Here is a 23,995-nt window from a genome sequence, read left to right as displayed (position 1 = left end):
CGCGCTCCTTGGCGGCGGCTGCGCCCGATCATGGCAGCTTTGCACTCATCCACAAGCGCGGCGAGCGGCCTCATCCTCACAAGCGTCCAATTGACCACCCGAACTCAAGCGGACTAGATTGGCGGCCCAACTGCCACGGAGGCCGGCCTTGCGCCAGATTCTGACCCCAAGCCTGCTGGCCCTACTGCTTACGGCCTGTAACGCCCCGGAGACCAGCATGACCCAGACCCTTTCCCCCGCCACCGAGGCCACCGCAGAAGCCGACGTCGAGGCCGGCGGCCGCGGCCTTGCCAAGTTGAATCCGAGCCCGCGCAAGGCGTATGAGGTCACCGTCAAGATCGACAAAGCACCGGGAGCGTTCGGAGCTGTCAATGGGTATGCGCAGTACGACGTCAGCAATGACAGCGAGTGTGGCCAGATTCATCCCCAGACCGGCGTTGGGCAGCGCATCACCAGCAATGAGCCGGTCGTGCTGAAAAAAGTCTCAGAGCAGGAATATCAAGGAATCGTCTACCTCGATCTGATGCTAGATGAGGACTACTACGGGCGCGGGACGTGTCATTGGGAAATGACCGGCGCACGTGTTTCCCTGAAGGCCAGTGGGAAAAAAGAGGAGACCGAGTTTCTGCCGTTTATTGAAACCAAGGACGTCGTGGCAGGCAAGCCGGTCACGCTGTATTTCTGGAAGGGCGGTTATCCCAAGGAAGATATCGAAGACTACGCCGACAATGGTTTGCCCTCGGCTTCAGACTTCAAGCCGGAGCTGCGTGATCAGTTGTTCTCGGTCACCCTGGTCGCCAAAGAGGTTTCACCGTGAAGCCGACCTCGCAGCAATACGCCATTCTGTCCAATGAGGGCTACGTCGACCACAAGGTCGGCAAGCGCGGCCCTGGCGATCGTGAGCGAGTGGACGTTGGTGGCGTGAGTTACGAAATTCTGGAGCACGTCAATAATCGAAAGACGGGCTACCAGGGAACGATTTACCAACGCGTTGGCGGCGGAGACATTGTCGTCGCTCACCGGGGGACGGAGGAAATCTATCGCGACGCGCTGCAGGCAGATGGCTCGATGGTTTTTCAGCGCGTTAATCCCCAAGCCGAAGATGCGATAGCCCTGACAAAAAGTGCGCTTGGCTATGCGGCCAAGCAGGAGCAGCGCACCGGGCACGCGCCCGAGGTCACCGTCACCGGCCACTCGCTAGGCGGAGCGCTTGCGCAGGTCAGCGCGCACCACTTCGATTTGAAAGGTGAGACCTTCAACGCGTATGGCGCGGCGAGCTTGGCGTATCGCATTCCAGAAGGTGGCCACAGCGTGGTCAATCATGTGATGGCTGCCGATCCGGTGAGTGCAGCGTCTCCGCATTACGGAGAAGTGCGCGTTTACGCCAGACCCAGCGAGATCGCGGCGCTGAGCGCCATGGGCTACAGCAACAGCAAGGTGAACTTTCTGATTCCCGATTCTCCGGTGGCCTCTGCCGTCAATTCGTTGGGGTCGCACACCATCAAAAATTTCCTGGATGAGCGTTCCCCGCTCAATGACCCGCAAGCACGTCAGCTTGCAGATCAGAACAAGAGAATGATCAACGAGTATCGATCCGATCTGGACGAGATCCGCGCCGGCATCACCTTGTTGAGTCGTGGCCCGAAGGGCCTCGGCCAGGACGCCATCGACGCCATCCGTGGCCCGCTCGCTCCGGGCGAGCCGGCCAAGCGCGACGCGCGCGAGCATGGCAACGGCCACACCTCGCTGCGCATCGATCAGCCGGGGCACGTGGGTAACTCCTTGTTCCAGGATGCCCAGCGTGGCGTGCATGCGCAGGATGCACGCGCCGGCCGCACGCCCGACCAGCAGAGCGCGCAGCTATCGGGCGCGCTCGCCTCGGAGATGCACGCCGCCGGTGGCCAGCGCATCGACGCGGTGATGATGACCCCGGATGCCGCACGGACCTTTGCGGTGCAGGGGCGCGTGGACGACCCCGCGCAACTGCGCGTCAGCGTGGAGACGATGACCGCCATGAACACCCCGCTGGAGCAGAGCAGCCAGCGCGTGGCCGACAACGCCGCGCGTCAGTCAGTGGCATTGGAGCAGCAGCAGGCGCAGACCCAGCAACAGCAGCAAGGTGCGCGCGCCATGGGCTGATGGGTGCGCGTGGCATGCTGCCGCGGCGGATGAGTGCGCGGGTGTGCATCACCCCGGCGCGCGTTGCGGCGGCGCCCAACCTGCTCACCACTCGCATCACGTGGCTTACCGAAACGCCGGCCTTGCCCGGCGTTTTCGCGTTCAATCGCGCAGTAATGCGCAGGGGTGCTGCTGCACCCGCACAACCACGCGCCTGCACAACCCGCGTGGACTCAACGTTTTCCTGCCTCGAGATATGCCGCAATACCCTTGCACCTATAGCGGCCTCAACCGCGCTGTACCACCGTGCTTGAATCGCAACCGCTGTGCAGCGACACACGGTGAAGCAGCAACGCTCGCGCGCACCGTGGCCGCATGCACACCGCAACGCAGGGGATCACGCAAGGCGCCGCCCGGCGCGACATCCATCGATCGAGGAACGTTTCATGGCTATTTTTCGCATCCACTACCACCGCGTGCTGCTCGTGCTGGCGCTGTGCCTGTGCAGCGCCGGCGTCAGCGCCCAGGGCATTGCCAAGGGCGCCGATGTCAGCTGGCTCAACCAGCAAGCTGCCAACAATCCGCCGCAGGTATTTCGCGATGCGGCCGGCAACACCACCGACTTCATCAAGCTGTTCAAGGACGTGGGCGGCAACGCGATTCGCCTGCGCGTGTGGGTCAACCCGTCCGGCGGCTGGAACGATGGCCGCGACACCCTGGATAAAGCCAAGCGCGCCGCCGCCCAGGGCATGCGCATCATGATCGACTTCCATTACAGCGACAGCTGGGCCGACCCGGGCAAGCAGACCAAGCCGGCCGCCTGGGCCGGGCACAGCGTCGCCCAACTCAACACCGATGTGTACAGCCACACGCAAGGCATCCTCAAATACCTCAAGGACAACGGCATCACCGTCACCTGGGTGCAGGTGGGCAACGAGATCAACAGCGGCATGTTGTGGAACGAAGGCAAGACGCCCAACTTCGCCAACCTGGGCCAGTTCATCAACAGCGGCTACAACGCCACCAAGGCGGTGTATCCCAACGCCAAGGTCATCGTGCACCTGGCCAACGGCTACGACAACGCCAACTTCCGCTGGTTCTTCGACAACCTGCGCTCGGCCGGCGGCAAGTGGGACGTCATCGGCATGTCGCATTACCCGCCTGTCGGCAGCTGGCAGGACTACAACAACCGCCTGGACACCAACCTGCGCGACATGATCACCCGCTACGGCAGCGACGTGGTGGTGGCCGAGGTCGGCATGGACTGGCAACAAGCGGCTACCACCCGCGCCATGCTCACCAACCTGCTCAGCCGCAGCAACGCCATCAACAGCAGCCACAGCAAGCAGGTGCTCGGCGTGTTCTATTGGGAGCCCAACGCCTACCCCGGCTGGCAGGGCTACACCATGGGCGCAGTCAACAACAACGGCCAATTGACCGAAGCGCTGCAGGCGTTCTGACCAGCACGCTCCTACGGGGCGGCGCCCGCTGCGGGATTTCCTGGCGCGCACCCACAGACACGCCATCGCGTAGGAGCGCACCCGGGCGCGACAGGCTTCACCGAGAAAGCCCCTCGCGCCCAGGTGTGCTCCTACGGGGGCATGCATATCGGCCCACCCGGTACGGTATCGGCCGGCCATCGCCTGCCGCTGGCTCTCATCCTTTGGTCGTACCCCGGCAGCGCCCGCTGTGCCAAAGCGTCGTTCCAGCCGGTGCCGATGCCCCACTCAGCGCACAACACTATCCCATTCCATACGCCACCGTAGCGAGGAATGGCAACAGGTGCGTGCGGTACACTTGGGGGTTCACGAATTCACGATGTCGACACACCCGCGGGGTGTGTCCCCCCGGGAGCGCTAATGAACTGGTTGAACGAAGTGCTGCACAACGATCCGAACCCGCTCGAGACGCAGGAGTGGCTCGAATCGATCAAGGCCGTCATCGACGTCGAAGGCCCGGAGCGCGCCCATCAGCTGCTGGAAGGCATGGTCGAACAGACCCGCCGCGCCGGCGCTTACCTGCCGTTCTCGCCCACCACCGAGTACGTCAACACCATCGCACCGGCCAACGAGGCCAAGAACCCCGGCGACTCCGCGCTGGAGTGGAAGATCCGCTCGATCATCCGCTGGAACGCCATGGCCACCGTCGTGCGGGCCAACCGCAAGCCGGGCGACCTGGGCGGCCACATTGCCTCGTTCGCTTCCAGCGCCACCCTGTACGACGTGGGCTTCAACCACTTCTGGCGCGCGCCCAGCGACCAGCACCCGGGCGATCTGCTGTTCATCCAGGGCCACAGCGCCCCGGGCATCTACGCCCGCGCTTTCCTGGAAGGCCGCATCAGCGAAGCCCAGCTGGACAACTTCCGCATGGAAGTGGACGGCCAGGGCATCTCCTCCTACCCGCACCCGTGGCTGATGCCCGAGTTCTGGCAGACCCCCACCGTGTCGATGGGCCTGGGCCCGCTGGCCGCCATCTACCAGGCGCAGTTCATGCGCTACCTGGAAAACCGCGGCCTCATCGAGAAGTCCGACCGCAAGGTGTGGTGCTTCATCGGCGACGGCGAGTCTGATGAGCCAGAAACCCTCGGCGCCATCGCGCTGGCCGGCCGTGAAGGCCTGGACAACCTGATCTTCGTGGTCAACTGCAACCTGCAGCGCCTGGACGGCCCGGTGCGCGGCAACGGCAAGATCATCCAGGAACTGGAAGGCGTGTTCCGTGGCGGCGGCTGGAACGTCATCAAGCTGCTCTGGGGCGGTTACTGGGACGCGCTGCTGGCCAAGGACACCGACGGCGTGCTGCGCAAGCTGATGATGGAAACCGTCGACGGCGAATACCAGAACTGCAAGGCCTTCGGCGGCGCCTACACCCGCGAGAATTTCTTCGGCAAGTACCCGGAGACCGCGGCCATGGTCGCCGGCCTGTCCGACGACGACATCTGGCGCCTGAACCGTGGCGGCCACGACCCGCACAAGGTGTACGCCGCCTACCACCAGGCCGTGAACACCACCGGCATGCCCACCGTGATCCTGGCCAAGACGGTCAAGGGCTACGGCATGGGCTCGGCCGGTGAGGCGCTTAACCCCACCCACCAGACCAAAAAGCTGGACGACGCGGCGGTCAAGCACTTCCGCGACCGCTTCAACATTCCGGTGACCGACGCCCAGCTGGAAGACGGCCAGGTGCCGTTCTATCACCCCGGCGAAGATTCCCCGGAAGTGCAGTACCTCAAGGAGCGCCGCAGCGCGCTGGGCGGCTTCCTGCCCTCGCGCCGTCCCAAGGCCAGCAAGTCGTTTGTCGCGCCCACGCTCGACAAGTTCGAGCGCCTGCTCAAGGACAGCGGCGAGCGCAGCTATTCCACCACCATGTCCTTCGTGCAGAGCCTCAACATCGCCCTGCGCGACAAGGAGCTGGGCCCGCGCATCGTGCCGATCGTGGCCGATGAAGCGCGTACCTTCGGTATGGAAGGCATGTTCCGCCAGATCGGCATCTATGCCCCGTTCGGCCAGAAGTATAAGCCGGTCGATGCCGACCAGCTGATGTACTACCGCGAAGACCAGACCGGCCAGGTGCTGCAGCAGGGCATCAGCGAGCCGGGCGCCATCGCCTCGTGGATGGCCGCAGGTACCAGCTACTCGGTGTCGGATGTGCCGATGCTGCCGTTCTACATCTACTACTCCATGTTCGGCTTCCAGCGCGTGGGCGACATCGCCTGGCAGGCAGCGGACATGCGCACGCGTGGCTTCCTGCTCGGCGGCACCGCCGGCCGCACCACGCTCAACGGCGAAGGCCTGCAGCACGAAGACGGCTTCAGCCAGGTCATCGCCGGCTCCATCCCGAATGTGCGTAGCTACGACCCGACCTTCGGCTTCGAGGTCACCGTCATCATGCAGCACGGCATGAAGGCGATGATGGAAGACCAGATCGACGAGTACTACTACATCACCCTGATGAACGAGAACTACGCCCACCCCGGCATGCCGGAAGGCGCAGCCGAGGGCATCATCAAGGGCATGTACCTGCTCAAGGACGCCGGCAAGCCCAAGAAGGGCGAGCTGCGCGTGCAGCTGCTGGGCAGCGGCACCATCCTGCGCGAGGCCATTGCCGCGGCCGAGCTGTTGGACAAGGACTTCGGCGTCACCGCCGACATCTGGTCCTGCCCCAGCCTCAACGAAGTGCGCCGCGACGGTTACGCCGTAGAACGCTGGAACCGCCTGCACCCGGAAGCCGAACAGCGCAAGCCCTACGTCACCCAGCTGCTGGAAGGCCGCCAGGGCCCGGCCATCGCCGCAACCGACTACGTGCGCGCCTTCGCCGACCAGATCCGCGCCTTCGTCCCGATGACCTACACCGTGCTCGGTACGGATGGGTTCGGTCGCTCGGATACGCGTGCCAACCTGCGTCGCTTCTTCGAGGTGGACCGCTACTACATCGCGCATGCGGCGATTGCCGCGCTGGCGAAGGATGGCAAGATGACGGGCAAGGATGTGGCCAGGGCGATCAAGCAGTACAAGATTGATCCTGAGAAGGCGAATCCTGTTGGGGTTTGAGTCAATACATGAGGGGGCGACGTGAGTCGCCCCTTTTTTTGTGGGGGGTAAGGGATGATCCAAATAAAAAAGGTCTCGCTTCACGAGATCACTGAAGAGAGCGTACAACCGATCCATGGTGGGGTTACGTTGCTTGTTGGCGAGAATGGGGCCGGGAAGACGCGCGCCCTTCGCTCTCTTGCAATGTCAGCATGCCGAGATCGCGAAGTCATTGTGATGTCGAGTTCGCCCTTCAATCGCTTTGCTCGCCTTCGAAGGCAGGCGCATGTTCTGGCCTATGGTCGAGGTAGCAGTCCTGAGCGCGTACTCAAACGTGCAATATCCAATTCTTACGAAAGAGATGAGCTGCAGCTGCGCTCGATCTCACGAATACTACGGTACTGCGGGTACCAGCCGGAGGTTGGCTTCAAGATCTCGATATCTTCGAATCAACCGACTCAGGACATCAGAGAGAGAATCGAGGAGCTATCAGCTCGCAAAGAGCGCGATCGAGATGACTTGATATCTATCATCTATTTGATCACATCTAGCATTGATCGAGAAACATTGTGGATGGATTTTGATGGCTATAGCGTCAATGACTTTGTCCGCATAAATATTCCGAGAGTGCTTTTCTGGGAGAAGGAGCTTAAGGCGCTTGGAATTATTTCCGGGATCTCGTTATTTCTTCGTTCGCATGCGGGGGTGGTTTCACTTTCTGCTGCCAGTTCCGGCGAAGTGTCACTCATAATTTCAATGGTGTTTTTGGCGTTGACGCGGCAAAAAGGCTCCCTGCTGCTGATCGATGAGCCGGAGAATAGTCTGCATCCCACGTGGCAGCGAGAGTATCTATCCACCCTCAGTGGGGTGCTTGGCTACGAGACTGTCACCATCGTGATAGCAACCCATTCTCCTATGATCGTTATGGGCTGCGAGGCTCTCGATGCGGATGCATCTGTCTACGTAATGTCGCCAACACTCAGTTCATTCGAAGATGTTGATCTAGCTGATCTGGCTGATCAGGGGATAGAGGCGATAATGGCTGAAGTTTTTCATATAATTACTCCCAAAAATCACTTTCTTAGTGGCTATCTGGTTGAACTGCTGGATCGCCTGGAGAGTGGCGATATTTCGCGACGTCAATTACACGGAGCGGTAGCGGAGCTCTCGAAGATGGGGCTCGACAGCACACAAGAGGCTGCGGTTGCGTTGGTGGAAAAGATGGCCGATGAATTGGGGTCATGACTATGCCGACCTACCTTGACCTTAAGTTCGATACAGCCGAGACCGCTCTGATTGCGGTCCATAGTGTGGGAGGGGCGCTCGATTGGTCCTGTAAAGGCATTCGCCCGATAAGAAAGAAAGTCCGCAATTTGCACCGCCTAATTCAAGGGGATATGTGTTGCTATTGTCGTAAGCAATTCCACCAAGATCATGATCTGGCGGTTGATGTTGAGCACATTCTCCCGCAATCGTCCTTTCCCGATCAGGTTCTTGAGCCCGTCAATCTAAGTGTTGCCTGCAAAAGGTGTAACATGGGCATTAAGGGGTGCGACTACTCTTTTGTACATGGCGCTTCGCCTGCCCAAGTTGTGAAAGGAATTTTTCGTGCGAGCCAGTACGAAATAATTCATCCGAACTTGGATTGCTATTCTGCTCATATTGCAGTGCTCTCTGTCAGAGTTACCGGTGTCTCATTTCACCGATACAAAGTTCTTCGCAAGTCTGCGAAGGGACAGAAAACGGTGGAGTACTTCCGGTTGCGTGACCTGGAAATTGAGCAGCTTGATGCGGCTCAAGGGATTCGAGGCGTGACGCAGAGACTCCGGGCAGTGGCTATAAATGCAATTTTGAGGTTGTCCTAGGGTCTTGCGCCGAGCACTCACAGCAGAGGGTAATCGCTTTGGGCAAGGTCCCTCCTGATTAGAAAAAAATCTGCCACCCCATCAGGCCCACCACCATCGCCAACCCACCCAGCGCCCACTTCATCACCCGTATCTGCTGCTGCAACTTGCGCAGCGCCAAGCGCCCCTCGTCGATACCGGCGCCTATCTCCACCTGTATCTCATCCAGCCGCACCTGCGCGTGCTCCAGCGCCAAATGGCGCACTCCCATGTCTGCCATGCTCGCTTCCACTTGCGCCAGCGCAGTGTCGAACCGCTGCTGCAGGCCCTCCCGCGCGCTCTTTACTTCTGTCGCCACCCGCATCAGCTTACGCGCACCGTCCTCCGTGAGCCCACGCAGCGCCACATAGTCCACCACCAGCGTCTCCAGCGCCTCGGACTGCTCCTTCAGCGCCACTTGCTGCGCCACCAGAGCTTGGGTCTGTTCCGCCAACTCCTCCGCCTGCCCCGCAAGCGCCGTCTGCTGCACGCCGATCTGGCGCTGCTGTGAGGCAATGCGCTGCGAGTGCAGCAGCACGATCATCATCAGCTGGGACAGCGACTTGGAGAACTCCGCCTGCAGTTCCTGCGCATCCAGCTGCGCGCCTTCCAGCTTGTCGTTGTCCCACCAGCGCATGAATGCATTGCGCTGATCGTGTTCGTTACGGAACTTCTTCAGCGAATCCAGCTTGCAGAAATTCCCGTGCATCCGCGCGACGACGGCATCGACATCGATGCGATGCAGGAAATCTTCCGGCACCTGCACCAAGGCCATTTTTTCGATGATGTCGCTCATTCCGTTTCGTCCAGTTCCATGTCAATGAAAAACGCCGCCATCTCTTCCTCCAGCGCCAACATCGAGGCACCCGCGACTTCCAACGCGGCACCCGTGCGCAGATAGGCATCCTGGGTCCGCGCGGCGCCTTCGTGCGCCTGATCCAGCGCCTGTGCGTTCGTGGCAAACGTCTCCGCCAGCGCGGCATTCATCTGCGCCAGTTCCAAGTTGGAGGCCACCATTTGCGCTTGGCTGGCCACCAGCTCGGCCAGGGTCTGGGCAAGACGCGCGTCGGCCTCCAGCCCCTCCAGTTGGGCTTGCAGGTGTTCGGTCCCCGGGGAGGTCAGCGCATCGAACAGACGATCGATGCCATACACGACCAGCGCGGCCATCAGGCCGGTCAGGATCGCAGTGATCACCGGCGAAAGAATCCCCGCCAGCGGTGCCAGCAGCGGAATGCCGAGCAGGAACCCGTTGACCGACTGCTCCAGCAGCAGCCCCAGGCTCGTGGTGACCACGCCAGTCAGTACCTTGGTCACATCGCGCGCGATGTCCATCGACGAGCGGCCCTCGGCAGGCGCCACCAGCATCTTGATCGCCTGGAACAGGCTGCCGGCGCCTTCCCGGATCACCGTGACCACTTTCGCCGAGGTCGTCACGAAGGTATTGATGACGAAGGTCATCAGGTTCGACACGAAGCCCTCGATGCCGCCCACTAACAGCGCCTTCAGCGCCGCGCGCAGCTTGGCCTGTACGCGCGCCATCACGCGCTTCAATGCCGCGAGAATCTGGTCGACGAGGCTCACCTTAGACTCGGGCTCGCGCACGATCCGCACCACCTCCACGAACGAGCCATTGACGAATTCGTGCATCACCACACCCATGGCCTTGCGCAGCGCATTGCGCCCCGCCTGCTCGGCGCCGGTCACCAGCAGCCGTCCCGTGTGGTGCTGTACCCGCTCGCCCATGGTCGGCAGGTGGTCGTCGATCGCCGAGCGCGCCTTCTCGATGACCGGCTTGGTCAGGCTTTCGTCGTAGCCTTTCTCGCTGGACAACGACGACTCCGCGGACTTGTGGCCCTTCTCGCGGTTGTTCTCCATCGTCGTGTAGTTGAGGTTGGCCGGATCAGAGCTGAGCGCGGTGCGCTCGGCCTTGTCCAGCATCCAGCCCCCTTCCCGATGCGCCTGCTTGAGCGGGATGGTATGGTCCAGCTCGGCGTTCATAACCAGCATGCCGTTGCGATCTTCGCGCTTGGTGGCAGCCTTCTCGCCTGTGTAGGTGTCCGTGAACTCATTGGAGTTCATCTGGCCACCGCGCACCGCCTCGCGCATTTTTTTCTTGCGGGCGGCCTCGTATTTGTATTCCTTGCGGCGGTACTGCTCGCACTGGCGCGAGTAGATGTCCTTCTCCGCATTGAACTGGGTGGTGACGTTGCCACCCTGCTTGTCGTCGAACATCAATGTGGCCAGGCCGAATGGCCCGATGATCTGCTGCAGCACCTGCTCGCGACTGCTTTCCAGTAGCTCTTGGAAGCGCTGCTGGCGCAGCGCGTGCAGCGATGGGCTCGCTGACAAAGGCAACGGCTCGCGTTCCTGCAGCCCGTACAGAACGCTCGCCCGGTCGATCGCGCTGGCCAACAACAGGTCGACCTGCTCGGCCTCCACCACCTGCCGTTCGTCCTGCTGATAGAAACCGGCGCCTTCCTTGTATTGCATGCCTACTTCCCCGTTGATGGCGCGCCATGCTTGCCGAGCACGATCTCAGCGAATGCGACAACAGAACAGGCCGACGCCACTGAAGCGCACCGCGAGATCTTCCTATCGGCAGGCTACCAAATTTATTGAGGCGCGGAGAAACGGGTGGCAAAATTGGGGCCTGTGTTGATCTTTCGCTTCATTCGAGCTGCATAGCCGCAAGTGATTCGCGAAGCTCGGTGCATCTCGCAGCATCTGCTCGGTGGATATCACGCAGATGATCGTCAGAGCACCCAAAGTCTGCCCTGACTTTGGCTGCGCTGGTCTCGGGGCTGTAGGCTTAGTAGGGCGAGGTGAACTGTGGGGTCTCAATGGACGAGATGGACGTGCCGCATGCTCCGATGGAAATGTTGCCATTGCCCATTCCTATCCAATGCGCCAATGCGTCGGAGGCCGACTCCGCTGAGCGCCGTATCGAGCATTCCCATACGACTCCTGCACGCCAGCCAAGATCGATGATCGCCCGGATGGCGGCCAGGTCACGCTCCCTGTTTCTCTGCAACTTCGCATCCCAGAACTCTGGACGTGTCTTGGGAAGCCGGAAGTACGAGCAGCCCTCATGGCGATGCCAGAAGCAGCCGTGGACGAAGACGGCCACCTTGCGTCCAGCGAAGACAAGATCCGGTCTTCCTGGTAGTTTGCGGTCATGGAGCCGGTACCTTAGCCCTTTCTGCCATAGCAACTGTCTGAGAATGAGCTCGGGGGCGGTATCCTTGCTTCTGATCCGCGACATCAGCGCCGAACGCTTCTCTGCGGTCATCACATCAACCATTGCCAGAGTCCTCTGATCTTGTCCGCGGCATCAAAGCGCAAAAGTGGTTCAGTCGGTGTCATCGACATCTTTGCCGGTCCGGGTGGCTTGGGCGAAGGCTTCAGTAGCTTCAGTCCGAAGAACTCGACACTTCACCCCTTCCAACTGGCTGTCTCGGCGGAGATGGAGAAGTCTGCCCATGCGACGCTGCAGTTGCGGGCCTTCGTGCGGCTCCTGCAAAGGGCTGAGGGAGAGCTGCCCACGGTATATCGGAACTACCTCCAGGAGTTCGCATACGGCAATGCGGCGCTTCCGGGTGCCCGGTTCCGCGAGGGGAAGTGGGCGAGCCTCTGGCGTGAGGCCGAGGAGGAAGCCCTCAATCTCACAATGGGTGTGGATGCCGACAACGAGCGGCTCCATCAGCGCATCGAAGCGGTACGCGAGTACTACGACCAGCTCGTATTGATCGGCGGGCCTCCATGCCAGGCTTATTCTGTCGTCGGCCGTGCCAGGCAATCCAGGATCAGCGAGTTCAAGGCGAAGGGTGACCACCGCCACTTCCTTTACAAGCAGTACTTGGGAATCCTGGCCAACTTCACGCCCGACGTCTTCATCATGGAGAACGTCAAGGGGATCCTCACTTCCAAGGTGGGTGACCAGGCAATGTTCGAGGCGATCCAGCGCGATCTGGCGGATCCGAAGGCCGCGCTGGGCAAGGGGCGCGGCGGCACCGGCGAACGGTACGTGCTGTTGCCGATCCATGTCGACGGCGATTCGCTCAGGACCCACGAAAGCGTTGCCGAAGATCCCGCAGGCTTCCTGATCCGATGCGAGGACCACGGAGTGCCGCAGGCGCGGCACCGGATCATCATCATGGGGGTGCGCGAGGACCGGTTCAGTGGTCGCATCGAGCGGATTCCTGGTCTGGAGTGTCCGGACAAGCAGACATCTGTCGCAGATGCGTTGAGAGGGTTGCCAGGGCTGCGAAGTGGAATCAGCCGGCAGCAGGACAACGCCAAGGACTGGAAGGAAGCGTTCGAAATTCAGCGGCGTCTGCTTGTCCAGTGCGTGGATGATCCGAAGCTGAAGGCGGAGCTGAGGACGATCGAGCCCAAGTCCCGATTGCCGCGATCCTCGGTCAGCTATACCACAAGCGTTATCACGGGTTTCGAGGACAAGGTGCGAAAAGGGGGGCAGCCGGCAGTCCTCAATCACGAGGCGCGCTCGCACATGCCTTCGGACATGGGGCGTTACCTCTTCTGTGCCGCCTTCGCCCAAGTACACAAGCGCTCGCCAAGAGGTGCTGAATTTCCTTTGGCGCTTGCCCCCTATCACGCAAGCTGGACCACGGGTGCTTTTTCGGACCGGTTTCGTGTTCAAGTCAGGAACCGGCCATCCAATACCGTGACCAGTCATCTGTCGAAGGATGGGCATGCCTTCATTCATCATGACCCGGGACAGTGCAGGAGCCTCACGGTTCGTGAGGCTGCGAGGTTGCAGACTTTCCCGGACGACTACCTCTTCATGGGCAACCGGACACAGCAATTCGTGCAGGTGGGCAACGCCGTCCCGCCGATGATTGCCCGTCAGATCGCCAGGGTCGTTTCGGACATCATCAAGGAATAGGCGGGAGGACAGCTTTGAGTGATGCGCAGCTTTCCAAGCAGTCCCTGCCTCCACTTTTTCGTGCGGCCCTACAGCAAGGCGACATTGAGCGTGTCGCACGACACATCGCAGAAGGCAGAAGTGTCGACTCCGCCGATCAGCGCGGTCGCACTCCTTTGATGTTTGCGGCCCAGGCAGGGAATGTGCAGCTATGTAAGCTGCTTCTGGAACATGGAGCAGACAAGGCCGCATTGGACGGATCAGGCATGTCGGCAAGCGACGTGGCCAAGGCTGCTGGTTGGATCGCTGTGGTCGAGCTTCTCGCGCCACATGGAGATCCGGATGTAATGGACCTTGGCGATCCCGCCGAGACCGATACGGAGGCCGACATCTTCGGGACATGGGAGCCGGAAGACGTCGCTACTATTCCCGCCGACGACGAGGTTGTCCGAACCGGCATCATCGAAGCCCAGTCGTTACTCGAAGGCCAGCGGCCTATTCCGCAGGATGCCGGTTGGGGAAACTTTGTCTTTGAGTTGCCGGACCCCGACGGAATGGATGCTGCCATCGGGCTGCAAGAAGACGACCAGCAGGCGCTGTTTGCAACCCTCATCGGGCGAGCCTCGGACTACGGCCTATACAGACAACGCCAGATCGATCTGCTTGTTAGCGACTCGGAACTGGGGGCAGATGTGGACTTCGGTCAGCACCTGCGGCAACTGCTGGGTGATATCGGCGCGATCCCCGACGACGAACGGGATGAATGGCTGGTCGGGCCTCTGATCGACGAGCGTCTGGACCTTGAGGAGGATCCGGAAGCGTATCTGCAGTATCTGAGGGACCTGTCGGCTACACGAAATGATCCGCACTTCCAGCTGACGAAGGAGGTGGAGCGCTCGGTACTGCTCGACCGTGATGGCGAGGAGCGCCTGGGCCTCTTGGCATCCTTGGTAATCAACGACGCGATCCGCACCATCTCAAATGATGAGCATGCCATGGAAGCCCTCATCAATTTGGAAATGGTCATTGCCGATGACCCTTATGCGGCCGGAAGAATAAGTCGCATCGAAGCGGATGGCGATGAAGAAGGAAGTTCCAAGATATCCGAAAAGTTGAAGGGGGTTCTGGCGCTCGTATCTTCAGCTTGGGCAAACAGGGATACCGTCCCCAGCAAGAATATTTCCGTTCTTGTTGAACGGCTCGAACTGACGATGTACGGCGTCAGGACGGTTCATCAATCGATGTCGGCGGCGGGGCATGCAAATCCGCATCTTGCGGAGATCCTTGCGCGTGGTACGAGGGTGGAGCGGGAAATGTTCGCCGCCAACATCAGGCTTGCTATCTCGGTGGCAGAGAAATATGCCTGGTCCAATATCCCGCGGATGGACCGCATACAAGAGTCCTTCATCGGACTGTTGAAGGCGATCGAGAAGTTCGACTTCCGGCGGGGATACAAATTCTCGACCTATGCGACCTGGTGGCTGAAGCAGGCTGTCACTCGAGCTATTGCGGACAAGAGCAGGCTTATTCGTGTGCCGGTGCACATGATGGAGAGGTTGAGCAAGGTTGCGAAAGCGGCCCGAATGACCGGCTTCGAGTCTCCCATGGGAATACCGCTCTCCGAGATCGCGAACCTGACCGGGTACTCGGAAGCGGAGGTGAGGAGAACCTTGTCGGTTGTCGAGGATGCTTCCTTATGGGAGGACTCGCCTGCCGATCAAGATGCTGTCATGTCCGTCGCCGATGAGTTGGCGGATCCGGCAGACTTCGCCGAGCACATGGAGATGGCAAGGCTCGTCCACCTCAGCATCAAAGAGATCTCGGAAAAGCAGGCTGATGTAATTCGGCACAGGTTCGGTCTGGTCGATGGCGTCGAGAGAACGCTCGAAGAAGTTGGGCAGATGCACGGAGTGACGAGGGAGCGCATACGCCAGATCGAATCCAAGGCACTGAAGGCTCTGCGTCATCCGCAGAGGACATTGGCTGCTTTGGAGGGATACGTTGGAGAGCTATTCGATGAATAGTGGTCATTCCAGCTTGTCGGGAATCCGCAATGCGCCACCCAAGGCCAGCGCCATGGTCGAGGCACTGCGCGGCCTTGGCTACACGACCGAGACAGCCTTGGCCGACCTGATAGACAACAGTATTTCTGCAGGCGCCCGAGCTATCGACGTTGGCTTCCACTGGTCAATGCACGACAGCTGGATAGCAATCAGTGACGACGGGGGAGGGATGACAGATGCCGAGCTCGAGAGTGCGATGAGGCTGGGTGACAGGAATCCTCTCCATCAACGTAGCTCAACCGACCTCGGAAGATTCGGCCTTGGCCTGAAGACCGCCTCGTTCTCGCAGGCTAGGCGCCTGACAGTCGCCAGCAGCAAGGATGGTCAAACCAGCTGTTTGCGCTGGGATCTCGATGTACTGGCCAATGACCCGCACGGAAACTGGAATCTTCTGGAAGGCTCCTTCGTGGGGTCTGAGAGCAGGTTGAATCTGCCTGCGGGTGGCGGCCGAGGCACGGTCGTACTTTGGGAAAGCCTGGATCGCATCGTATCCAAGTCCTACAAGGAGCGGGACTTCCTGGACCTGATGGACAGGGTTGAGGCCCACCTCTGCATGGTGTTCCACCGCTTCCTCGACCGAAGCGGTCCTTGGATCCGACTGCGCATCAATGGGAAGGAACTGAAGCCCTGGGACCCATTCCTGACCACGAACTCGGCGACGTGGCGATCTCCGGAAGCCAACATCGGTTCGGGTGATTGGCAGGTATCGGCACAGGCGTTCGTGCTGCCACACAAGGACCGTCTCAGCGACAAAGCGTTCTTGGATGCGGGCGGGCCAGAAGGCTGGGCTTCACAGCAGGGCTTCTATGTGTACCGTGGCCGTAGACTTTTGGTTGCCGGAAGCTGGCTGGGTCTCGGGCGTGGTCGATCATGGTCCAAGGACGAGGCGCACAGGTTGGCACGGATCCGTCTGGATATTGCCAACAACACTGATGCGGACTGGAAGATCGATGTCCGGAAGTCGTCCGCGCAGCCACCGGTGAGGCTGCGGGACCAGTTGACCCGCTTGGCAGACGATGTGCGCGACAGGGCCAGGAAGGTGTTCCTGCACAGGGCCCAGTCCAACGCTTCATCCAACCGTCCCGAGGACCTAGCAGCGGTCTGGATGTCGCATGAGATCAAATCAGGCCGCCGCTATCGGGTAGACCGCAGTCATCCGGCCATCAAGCCGTTGCTGGATGAGGGCGGGGAAATCAAGGAGCGCGTGGAGACGATGCTCCGTGTGCTCGAAGAGACCATTCCGGTTCAAAGAATCTGGCTGGAAGCTGCCGAGACAGGAGAGCACGCCAAAGGTGGCTTCACAGAAGAGCCAGATGAGTCGGTAAGAAAAGTCCTCTTGAGCCTTTACAGAACACTTATGGTGAGGTCGGGTTTGTCCTCGGACGAGGCGAAATCTAGGTTGCTCAAGACAGAGCCCTTCGATCTGCATCCCGATCTGGTCAAAGGCTTGCCCTCCGATATCAATGAGAACAGTGAGCGTGGAGCTGTATGAGCGATTCCAATGAAAGCAAGACCATCCGCCTCGTACAGATGCTTCTTCTCGAGGAAGAGGACAAAGGAGGAATCACCCCCGCGTTGATTGCCGAAAAAATCGGGATCGCCATGATGTTGAATCCGAAGTGGACCGTGGATCTCGACAAGGATGCGGTCACCGACGAGTTGATCCGAAGGTTCAGCATCTGGGTCGGAGATGACACATCCCTGAGGGACGAGGCTGGACATGAGCCGTGGCTGGATGCAACGCGAAAGAAGGACTGGCGATACTGGCAGCGCTATCGCGAACTTCTGGAGAAGGACCTTTCCTGGGACATAGCCGACAAGTTGGACAAGTCGACCGACAAGATTCTTGGAATGCTCGAGGATCCGGTCCGGAAGGGGAGCTGGAGCAGGCGCGGGCTCGTTGTGGGTCATGTCCAATCTGGCAAGACTGCCAGCTATACCGGTTTGGTGTGCAAGGCCGCGGACGCCCAGTACAAGGTGATCATCGTCCTTGCAGGGCTCCACAACAACTTGAGGTCGCAGACACAGATCCGCTTGGAGGAGGGCTTCCTCGGGTACGAAGCAAACGGAGAGAGCGACGTCCTCCGCCGGGTCGGTGTCGGCTTGATCGATACCGACATGTCCATCAAGCCGAACTGCGCGACTACCCGTGCGGAAAATGGTGACTTCGGCGGTCGTGCTGCTACGCAACTCTCCATATCCCCCGAGGAGCGCCCTTGGCTCTTCGTCGTCAAGAAGAACAAGTCGGTCCTCGTGCGTCTTCTGAAATGGATCCAGAACCATGTGGCCGACCTCACCTTGCGGGATGCGGAGGAAGGGACGAGCTCCGACGAAAACAAGTTGCCGTTGGTGAAGAAGCGCGTCACCAAGCTTCCACTTCTCATCATTGACGATGAAGCCGACAACGGTTCGGTGGACACAGGCGAGACCGTGCTGGATGAAGACGGCAAGCCGGACGACGAACACCAGCCGACAACCATCAACAAACTGATTCGACGGATACTGCATTCGTTCTCGAGGTCCGCCTACGTCGGCTATACGGCCACTCCCTTCGCCAATATCTTCATTCATGAGAAGGGGGAGACGAAAAGGGAGGGACTGGACCTCTTCCCATCCGCTTTTATTCAGAGCCTCGCTGCACCAAGCAATTATGTGGGGCCATCCACGGTGTTTGGCTATCCGTCACCCGAAGGGCGGCAAGGACAGCTGCCATTGGTCAAGGAGATCAGCGATTTCCAGTCCGCGGACAAGCAGACGGGATGGATGCCTGCGAAGCACAAGATCACCCACATGCCGGCTTGGAGCAGTGATGAACCGCTTCCTCCAAGTCTACGAACTGCAATCGATTCCTTTGTACTTGCTTGTGCGGTCCGCTCCATGCGTAGGCAAGGGGCGATGCACAGCTCAATGCTGATCCACGTCACTCGCTTCAACCAGGTTCAAAAGCTGGTAAAGGCTGACGTTGAGGACTACGTGAGGTCTATGCGTCAGCGGGTCACGAGAGGCATCGGGGAGGAGGATGTCGTCGTGCGCCTCCGCCGGATGTGGGAAGAAGACTTTGTCCCCGCCACACGTGTCCTCGTGGACGCAGGCATCGGCGACGTCCCGGAATTGGAAATTTCCTGGCCGGAGCTTCTTGATGCGATTCCCGGCGTGTTGGAGGACATTGATGTAAGGCTTGTCAATGGCACTGCCAAGGACGCCTTGGACTATGAGTACAACAAGGGAAGGGGGTTGAAGGTCATCGCCATCGGTGGCGACAAGTTGGCGCGTGGACTGACGTTGGAAGGCCTTTGTACAAGCTACTTCCTCCGTGCCTCCAAGATGTACGACACTCTGATGCAGATGGGCCGCTGGTTCGGATATCGCCGGGGCTATCTGGACCTGTGCCGCCTGTACACGTCCTCCGATCTGGTTGAATGGTTCCGCCACATCTCCGATGCGGCAGGTGAGCTGAGGGAGGAGTTCGATCTGATGGCAAACTTCGGAGCCACGCCGAAGGAGTTCGGACTGAAGGTGCAGTCGCATCCTGAGCTGATGGTCACTTCCCAGATCAAGATGCGGAGTGCCAGGACATTGCTGCTCTCGTACAGCGGTCAGCTGATGCAGACGGTCTCATTCTCGAAGGGAGATGTCGGGAGGAATCTGCAGGCTGCTCGAATGCTTGTCGGAAATCTGGGCCGTCAGGACGAATACGGCGAGATTGCAAGGACCTTTGGAGATACCCGTCAAGCCTGGCACGGCCACCTCTGGAAAGGTGTCAATTACCAGACCGTTGTCGATTTCCTTCTGGACTACAGGACGAACAGCACTGCGCATCGGGTAAACAGCGCGGTGCTGGCGGAATTCGTGCGGAAGATGGCTAGCCTAGGGGAGCTGACGAACTGGGATGTCGCGCTGATCGGGAACAAGTCGGGAGTTCCCGTTGAAGTGGCTGATGGGATCAGGGTCAACAAGGTTGGCCGAAGTGCCGATGTAGTCGAGGGAGATAGGTTCGCCATAGGGGTCCTGTCCGATCCAAAGGACGAGATGATCTGCCTAGACCAAAGTCAGTGGGATGCTGCTTTGAGAATGTCCGTAGAGACTTGGGAGCGCCGACAGGAAAAGAAGTCGGCCACGGCTCCAGAGGTGCCGAGTGGTCCAGCCATGCGTACAGTTAGAGGACTTGGTGCGGACGGTGTCCAAGCCAAACCTGAGAGTGGTCTCCTCATCATCTACGTGCTGGATCCGAAGGGTGAGCAAGGCGCGCTGGCCGATGTCTCCGACGTCGTCGCCTTTGCCATGAGCTTTCCGGGAAGCAAGGCGGATGTCCGCGTCGAGTACAAGATCAACAATGTAGGTTGGGAACTGGACTATGGCGCATCGGAATAAGGAGGAACAGCTAGCTTCGGCATGGAGGGCGTTGAGCGGGCTGGCCGATGGCGCGGGCTGGAAGGTCATCGAACTTTCGAAGACCGTGACCAGTCTGGTCCTGGCTGGAAGACGGGGGAGTGGAAACGAGGAGAGTTTGCTGGTGGGGATCGCCGATGTGGTACCTCCAAATGATTCCAGGCTGCCACGTGGGCAGGGTTTCGCGTTCCACCAAACTGAGATGCCGCATGGCGGCGGGCGCGCCTGGTTTGCACTCGTTCGTCAGCAAGGCGGGCCACTTGCGTTGTTTACGCTCATGGCGGCAGATCTCGTGTCGCTTTTGGAGCGTGCCCATGACGATAGAGGAGAGAAGGTCCTCGGTTCGCTGTTGGCTAGAATTCGAGCATGGCAGGACTTCATGAAGAGGGAACAGCCCGCTGTTCTTTCGACTGAAGAGGAGGTTGGACTGCTTGGTGAACTCGTTGTCTTACGGAATATGATTGCCGACGGCATGTTGGCGGCCGATGCTATGGAGTCCTGGGTCGGCCCCATGGATGGATTGCATGACTTCTCCATCGGAACTGGCGGGGTTGAGGTCAAGACCACCACATTGCCTGCTGGATTCACGGCCAGGATCGGCAACTTGGACCAGCTCGACAACAGTCTTCATCGGCCGCTCTATATCGCCTGTGTTCGTGTATCCCAGAGCGATGGAGGGAAGACCCTTCCTGAGTATGTCGATGATCTGGCGCGAGCTATTCAGGATGACGCAGCAGCCTTGTTGTTCTCAGGGAGGCTTTTCGCAGCAGGCTATCTTGAGGCCATGCGTGACCATTACAGCAGGCGCTTTCTGACAAGGGAGCTGATGTATCGCCTGGTTGAAGACGAGAGCCCTCGTTTGACAAGGGCTACGGTACCGGCGGCGGTCAGCGAAGTGATGTATACGCTGGATCTGGATGCTTTCCCGGTGGTCGCGAGGAGCTTCGCGGAGATTTCTGGAAAACTTGGAGCGTAGGAAGATGGAACTGATTGAATTCCTCGGACAGATAAGAGCTGAGGTCCAAGATGAGATTTCAGAAAGAATGACTGCATCGGGCGCGGCCTACCCTTATCCGGAGCTTGTCTTCTCGGAGATCGTCATGAAGCACATGGAGGAAGTAGGGATGACCTATGAGCCCCAAGTGTGTCACGTCGACAGCAAAGTCGGACGAGGCGGTGCGAGTATCAGGCTCAGCGGCTATTCGATCTCGGAGGATGGAGACCGTCTTGATCTTTTCGTGACACACTACTTGAACTTGGACGAGCCTAGTTCGATTCCGGATTCCGAAACCAAGCAGGCAGCGGAGTACTGTGCGCGTTTCCTCAGGCTGTCGGCCGAAGGATCGATGGCAAAGAACTTGGATCCTTCTCATGACGCGCATGAGCTCGCCGTCCACATCCAAAGAGCGTACGGGGACCTCGAGGAGATCCGGATCTACGTTCTGACGGATGGCCAAGTCAAGACCAAGAATTTCAAGTCGCAGGAAATCGCTGCAAAGACCATCCGTCTTGAAGTGATGGACATCGAGAGGTTGCATCGTCACCTTTCAGAGGGGAGGCCACGCGATGAGCTGGTCGTCAATTTTGAGGAGTTGGCAGGTGGACCCTTGCCGTGCGTCTACATTCCTGGCGAAGCTGAGTCCTATGACTATGCGATGACGGTATTCCCTGGTGATGTGCTTCGCCACCTGTATGACAAGTATGGAGCTCGTCTACTCGAGGCCAATGTACGCTCATTCCTGAGCGCAACTGGAAAAGTGAATAAGGGCATCCAAGCTTCGCTCCGTTCGGAACCAGAGAAGTTTGTGGCGTACAACAATGGCATTGTGGTCGTCGCTGACGAAGCGAGTCTTGGCAGGACCTCGCAGGGTGGGCCTGGGATCGCTTGGTTGAAGGGAATGCAGATAGTGAATGGTGGGCAGACAACTGCATCCATTTACTTCACCAAGAAGAAATATCCCGACACCGACTTGGCGAAGGTTCGCGTTCCTGCCAAGGTTGTCGTACTGAAGGCGGATAACGCAGTCGCAGAAGAATCGCTGATAAGCGACATATCTAGGTTTGCCAACAGCCAGAATACTGTGAAGCAATCCGACCTCTCCGCCAACTCTCCTTTCCACGTAGAGCTGGAGAAGCTGTCGAATTCCGTGTATCTGCCGGACGGCGTAGGTCGCTGGTTCTATGAGCGTGCAGCGGGAAGCTACACGACCATGTTGGCGCGTGAGGGAAGTACGCCGGCGAAGTACAGGAACTTGAAGTCGAATGTAGTTCCACCTGCTCGTCGGCTCACCAAGACAGATCTTGCGAAGTTCTTGAATGCTTGGGGCGGACTTCCGCACTTGGCGAGTCTGGGCGGTCAGAAGAACTTCGCACGTTTCATGGACGACGTGCGTGAGAGGGAGGAGCGTGGCGAGCCCGTGATGCCCAGTGCCGGTGGCTTCAAGGAGATGATCGGTAAGGTGATCCTGTTCAAGCAAGTGCATTCACTTGTCAGGCCAATGTTTCCAGCATTCCAAGGCAATGTGGCGATCTACCTTGTCTCGCTGTTGGCAAAGCAGCATGGTAGTGCGATAGATCTGATGCGGATCTGGGAGCAGCAAGGCATCTCCGCAGCCTTCAAGGACCAAGTGAGGGTGTGGGCAAAGGAGGTGAATGCAGGCCTCCACTCTACAGCCGATGGCAGGATGATCAGCGAATGGTCAAAGAAGGAAGAGTGCTGGAAGAAGCTACAGCAACTTGAGCTGACCAGCATCAACGCGTTGATTCCCGAGATCAAGTGAGGATGTGCAAGGCCGCGAATCGTCACTGCGGCCATGTCGCCAGAACGAACAATGCCCGCGATGGGAAAGCGATCTGAGCTTGCAGCGGGGAGCCTTGTTTTCCGCCGACAACGAGGACGCCTTGAAGGGTCTTCGATCTGTCAGGCGTTACGCTTCGCCCGGCTCTTGAACTCAAAGATCATCTGGGCGAGTTCGTCGTCCTCGGCGTAGAAATAGGCCAGGGGGTAGCCGAGTACAGCTGCTATGCGTTGCTGGGTCTGCAGGTCGGGCTGGTGTACGCCCGTTTCGTACCGGTTGACGCGCGTACTCGCGACGAACTCATCAAGGCCAGCCTCAATTCCGAGCGCCCGTTGCGATAGTCCGCGCGCCTCCCGCGCCTCACGCAGGCGCTGGCTATAGATCGGAAGGGTCTTCCTCTTTGTCACGTTCTGATGTGCTCCGGGCTGCTCGTCCTGCGGTAATCCCCCCGTTTTAGCGTTCGCCAAAAGTGGAGCTACGCGGCCATCGCCAATTTCATTGCTGGGGTGATGCCGCCGAGCGCCATGTTGGGGCGCTCATGGTTGTACGTCCATAGCCAGCGCGTGGCTTTGTCCTGAACCTGCTCGATGGTGTCGAACAACGTTGTGGCCAGCCAAGCGTAGCGGACGGTGCGGTTGTAACGTTCGACGTAGGCATTTTGCTGCGGCTTGCCTGGCTGGATGTGCTCGATCCGGATGCCGCGCTGCTGTGCCCAAGCTAGCAGCGCGCCGCTGATGTACTCCGGGCCGTTGTCGCAGCGAATGGCGTTTGGCTTGCCGCGCCAGTCGATGATCTGATCCAACGCGCGGATCACACGGGCCGATGGCAGCGATAGGTCGACCTCGATGCCCAGACCCTCGCGATTGAAGTCGTCGAGCACGTTAAATAACCGGAAGCTGCGACCATCGGCCAACTGGTCGTTCATGAAATCCATCGACCAGACCTAGTTGATCGTCTCCGGTACCGACAACGGCTCTGGCCGCTCACGTACCAGCCGTTTCTTCGGCTTGATCCGCAGGTTCAACTCCAGCTCCCGGTAGATGCGGTACACCCGCTTGCGGTTCCAGCCGAAGCCCTTCACGTTGCGCAGGTGCAGAAAACATAGGCCGAACCCCCAGTCACGATAGGTCGTGGTCAACCGGACAAGCCAATCGGCAATCTGGACGTTCTCCTCGCTGGCCTTGGCTTGATAGCGGTAGCAAGTTTGGCTGATATCAAACGCCTGGCAGGCGTGCCGGATGCTCATTGTTTTGTTCGCCACGGCCCATCGGGCCATCTCCCGGCGTTGAGATGGCCTCACCATTTTTTTGCCATCGCCTCCTTCAGCAGGTCG

The 23,995-nt window shown here is 59.5% G+C and carries 16 protein-coding genes and 1 pseudogene; 12 read left to right on the top strand and 5 right to left on the bottom strand.

Annotation, left to right across the window (positions count from 1 at the left end):
- Nucleotides 1-217 precede the first annotated feature (217 nt).
- The 6 genes from XnspCFBP7698_RS13865 (at nt 218) to XnspCFBP7698_RS13840 (ending at nt 8,509) form a co-directional block, all read left to right on the top strand.
- Nucleotides 218-817 (top strand): hypothetical protein, encoded by a 600-nt coding sequence (locus XnspCFBP7698_RS13865; protein WP_184374653.1) that lies wholly within the window; start codon nt 218-220, stop codon nt 815-817.
- The gene (locus XnspCFBP7698_RS13860) at nt 814-2,139 is read left to right on the top strand and encodes an XVIPCD domain-containing protein (RefSeq protein WP_104579228.1); all 1,326 of its coding nucleotides are present in this window, start codon (nt 814-816) and stop codon (nt 2,137-2,139) included. The genes XnspCFBP7698_RS13865 and XnspCFBP7698_RS13860 overlap by 4 nt, the downstream gene beginning before the upstream one ends.
- Before the next feature lie 425 nt (nt 2,140-2,564).
- Nucleotides 2,565-3,578 carry an arabinogalactan endo-1,4-beta-galactosidase gene (locus XnspCFBP7698_RS13855; RefSeq protein WP_104579227.1) on the top strand — a complete coding sequence of 338 codons (1,014 nt, stop codon included), beginning with the start codon at nt 2,565-2,567 and terminating at the stop codon, nt 3,576-3,578.
- Nucleotides 3,579-3,977: 399 nt separating this feature from the next.
- Entirely contained in the window at nt 3,978-6,665 is a 2,688-nt protein-coding gene (gene aceE / locus XnspCFBP7698_RS13850; protein WP_123137500.1) for a pyruvate dehydrogenase (acetyl-transferring), homodimeric type, read from the top strand.
- 54 nt (nt 6,666-6,719) lie between these two features.
- The gene (locus XnspCFBP7698_RS13845; protein ID WP_123137499.1) at nt 6,720-7,889 is read left to right on the top strand and encodes an AAA family ATPase; all 1,170 of its coding nucleotides are present in this window, start codon (nt 6,720-6,722) and stop codon (nt 7,887-7,889) included.
- A complete protein-coding gene (locus tag XnspCFBP7698_RS13840; protein ID WP_123137498.1) occupies nt 7,886-8,509 on the top strand; it encodes an HNH endonuclease domain-containing protein in 624 nt (207 codons plus the stop codon). The genes XnspCFBP7698_RS13845 and XnspCFBP7698_RS13840 overlap by 4 nt, the downstream gene beginning before the upstream one ends.
- Before the next feature lie 58 nt (nt 8,510-8,567).
- Here XnspCFBP7698_RS13840 and XnspCFBP7698_RS13835 read toward each other — a convergent pair whose 3' ends face one another.
- The 3 genes from XnspCFBP7698_RS13835 to XnspCFBP7698_RS13825 form a co-directional block, all read right to left on the bottom strand.
- Nucleotides 8,568-9,323 carry a hypothetical protein gene (locus tag XnspCFBP7698_RS13835; protein ID WP_123137497.1) on the bottom strand — a complete coding sequence of 252 codons (756 nt, stop codon included), beginning with the start codon at nt 9,321-9,323 and terminating at the stop codon, nt 8,568-8,570.
- Nucleotides 9,320-11,017 (bottom strand): hypothetical protein, encoded by a 1,698-nt coding sequence (locus XnspCFBP7698_RS13830; protein WP_123137496.1) that lies wholly within the window; start codon nt 11,015-11,017, stop codon nt 9,320-9,322. Before XnspCFBP7698_RS13830 ends, XnspCFBP7698_RS13835 begins: the two co-directional genes overlap by 4 nt.
- A 319-nt stretch (nt 11,018-11,336) precedes the next feature.
- Entirely contained in the window at nt 11,337-11,828 is a 492-nt protein-coding gene (locus XnspCFBP7698_RS13825) for a very short patch repair endonuclease (protein ID WP_123137495.1), read from the bottom strand.
- 18 nt (nt 11,829-11,846) lie between these two features.
- Here XnspCFBP7698_RS13825 and XnspCFBP7698_RS13820 point away from each other — a divergent pair, with 18 nt between their 5' ends.
- From XnspCFBP7698_RS13820 to XnspCFBP7698_RS13795, 6 genes are read left to right on the top strand one after another with little or no spacing between them, the layout of a single operon-like run.
- The gene (locus XnspCFBP7698_RS13820; protein ID WP_123137494.1) at nt 11,847-13,433 is read left to right on the top strand and encodes a DNA cytosine methyltransferase; all 1,587 of its coding nucleotides are present in this window, start codon (nt 11,847-11,849) and stop codon (nt 13,431-13,433) included.
- 14 nt (nt 13,434-13,447) lie between these two features.
- On the top strand, nt 13,448-15,436 hold the full coding sequence (locus XnspCFBP7698_RS13815; RefSeq protein ID WP_123137493.1) for a sigma-70 family RNA polymerase sigma factor: 1,989 nt from the start codon (nt 13,448-13,450) through the stop codon (nt 15,434-15,436).
- Nucleotides 15,414-16,967, top strand: a complete 1,554-nt coding sequence (locus XnspCFBP7698_RS13810; RefSeq protein ID WP_233548984.1) for an ATP-binding protein — start codon at nt 15,414-15,416, stop codon at nt 16,965-16,967. The genes XnspCFBP7698_RS13815 and XnspCFBP7698_RS13810 overlap by 23 nt, the downstream gene beginning before the upstream one ends.
- Nucleotides 16,964-19,846 carry a Z1 domain-containing protein gene (locus tag XnspCFBP7698_RS13805; RefSeq protein ID WP_123137491.1) on the top strand — a complete coding sequence of 961 codons (2,883 nt, stop codon included), beginning with the start codon at nt 16,964-16,966 and terminating at the stop codon, nt 19,844-19,846. The genes XnspCFBP7698_RS13810 and XnspCFBP7698_RS13805 overlap by 4 nt, the downstream gene beginning before the upstream one ends.
- Nucleotides 19,830-20,840: a PD-(D/E)XK motif protein gene (locus XnspCFBP7698_RS13800; RefSeq protein WP_123137490.1), complete on the top strand. Its 1,011-nt coding sequence runs from the start codon at nt 19,830-19,832 to the stop codon at nt 20,838-20,840. The genes XnspCFBP7698_RS13805 and XnspCFBP7698_RS13800 overlap by 17 nt, the downstream gene beginning before the upstream one ends.
- Nucleotides 20,841-20,844: 4 nt before the next feature.
- Nucleotides 20,845-22,644, top strand: a complete 1,800-nt coding sequence (locus XnspCFBP7698_RS13795) for an AIPR family protein (protein ID WP_123137567.1) — start codon at nt 20,845-20,847, stop codon at nt 22,642-22,644.
- A gap of 140 nt (nt 22,645-22,784) precedes the next feature.
- Here XnspCFBP7698_RS13795 and XnspCFBP7698_RS13790 read toward each other — a convergent pair whose 3' ends face one another.
- Entirely contained in the window at nt 22,785-23,069 is a 285-nt protein-coding gene (locus tag XnspCFBP7698_RS13790; protein WP_104579213.1) for a helix-turn-helix transcriptional regulator, read from the bottom strand.
- 68 nt (nt 23,070-23,137) lie between these two features.
- Nucleotides 23,138-23,995: pseudogene (locus tag XnspCFBP7698_RS13785) on the bottom strand (IS3 family transposase); the annotation flags it as partial.

The organism is Xanthomonas sp. CFBP 7698 (assembly GCF_003600855.1).
GTDB lineage: Bacteria > Pseudomonadota > Gammaproteobacteria > Xanthomonadales > Xanthomonadaceae > Xanthomonas > Xanthomonas cannabis.
This window is presented reverse-complemented; position numbering and strand designations above follow the sequence as displayed.

Excerpts from the sequence above, each read along its gene's own strand:
- XnspCFBP7698_RS13805 (WP_123137491.1), top strand. The coding sequence starts at position 16,964 with ATGAGCGATTCCAATGAAAGCAAGACCATCCGCCTCGTACAGATGCTT.
- XnspCFBP7698_RS13825 (WP_123137495.1), bottom strand. The coding sequence starts at position 11,828 with ATGGTTGATGTGATGACCGCAGAGAAGCGTTCGGCGCTGATGTCGCGG.
- XnspCFBP7698_RS13800 (WP_123137490.1), top strand. The coding sequence starts at position 19,830 with ATGGCGCATCGGAATAAGGAGGAACAGCTAGCTTCGGCATGGAGGGCG.
- XnspCFBP7698_RS13830 (WP_123137496.1), bottom strand. The coding sequence starts at position 11,017 with ATGCAATACAAGGAAGGCGCCGGTTTCTATCAGCAGGACGAACGGCAG.
- XnspCFBP7698_RS13845 (WP_123137499.1), top strand. The coding sequence starts at position 6,720 with ATGATCCAAATAAAAAAGGTCTCGCTTCACGAGATCACTGAAGAGAGC.
- XnspCFBP7698_RS13795 (WP_123137567.1), top strand. The coding sequence starts at position 20,845 with ATGGAACTGATTGAATTCCTCGGACAGATAAGAGCTGAGGTCCAAGAT.
- XnspCFBP7698_RS13855 (WP_104579227.1), top strand. The coding sequence starts at position 2,565 with ATGGCTATTTTTCGCATCCACTACCACCGCGTGCTGCTCGTGCTGGCG.
- XnspCFBP7698_RS13840 (WP_123137498.1), top strand. The coding sequence starts at position 7,886 with ATGACTATGCCGACCTACCTTGACCTTAAGTTCGATACAGCCGAGACC.
- XnspCFBP7698_RS13865 (WP_184374653.1), top strand. The coding sequence starts at position 218 with ATGACCCAGACCCTTTCCCCCGCCACCGAGGCCACCGCAGAAGCCGAC.
- aceE (WP_123137500.1), top strand. The coding sequence starts at position 3,978 with ATGAACTGGTTGAACGAAGTGCTGCACAACGATCCGAACCCGCTCGAG.
- XnspCFBP7698_RS13835 (WP_123137497.1), bottom strand. The coding sequence starts at position 9,323 with ATGAGCGACATCATCGAAAAAATGGCCTTGGTGCAGGTGCCGGAAGAT.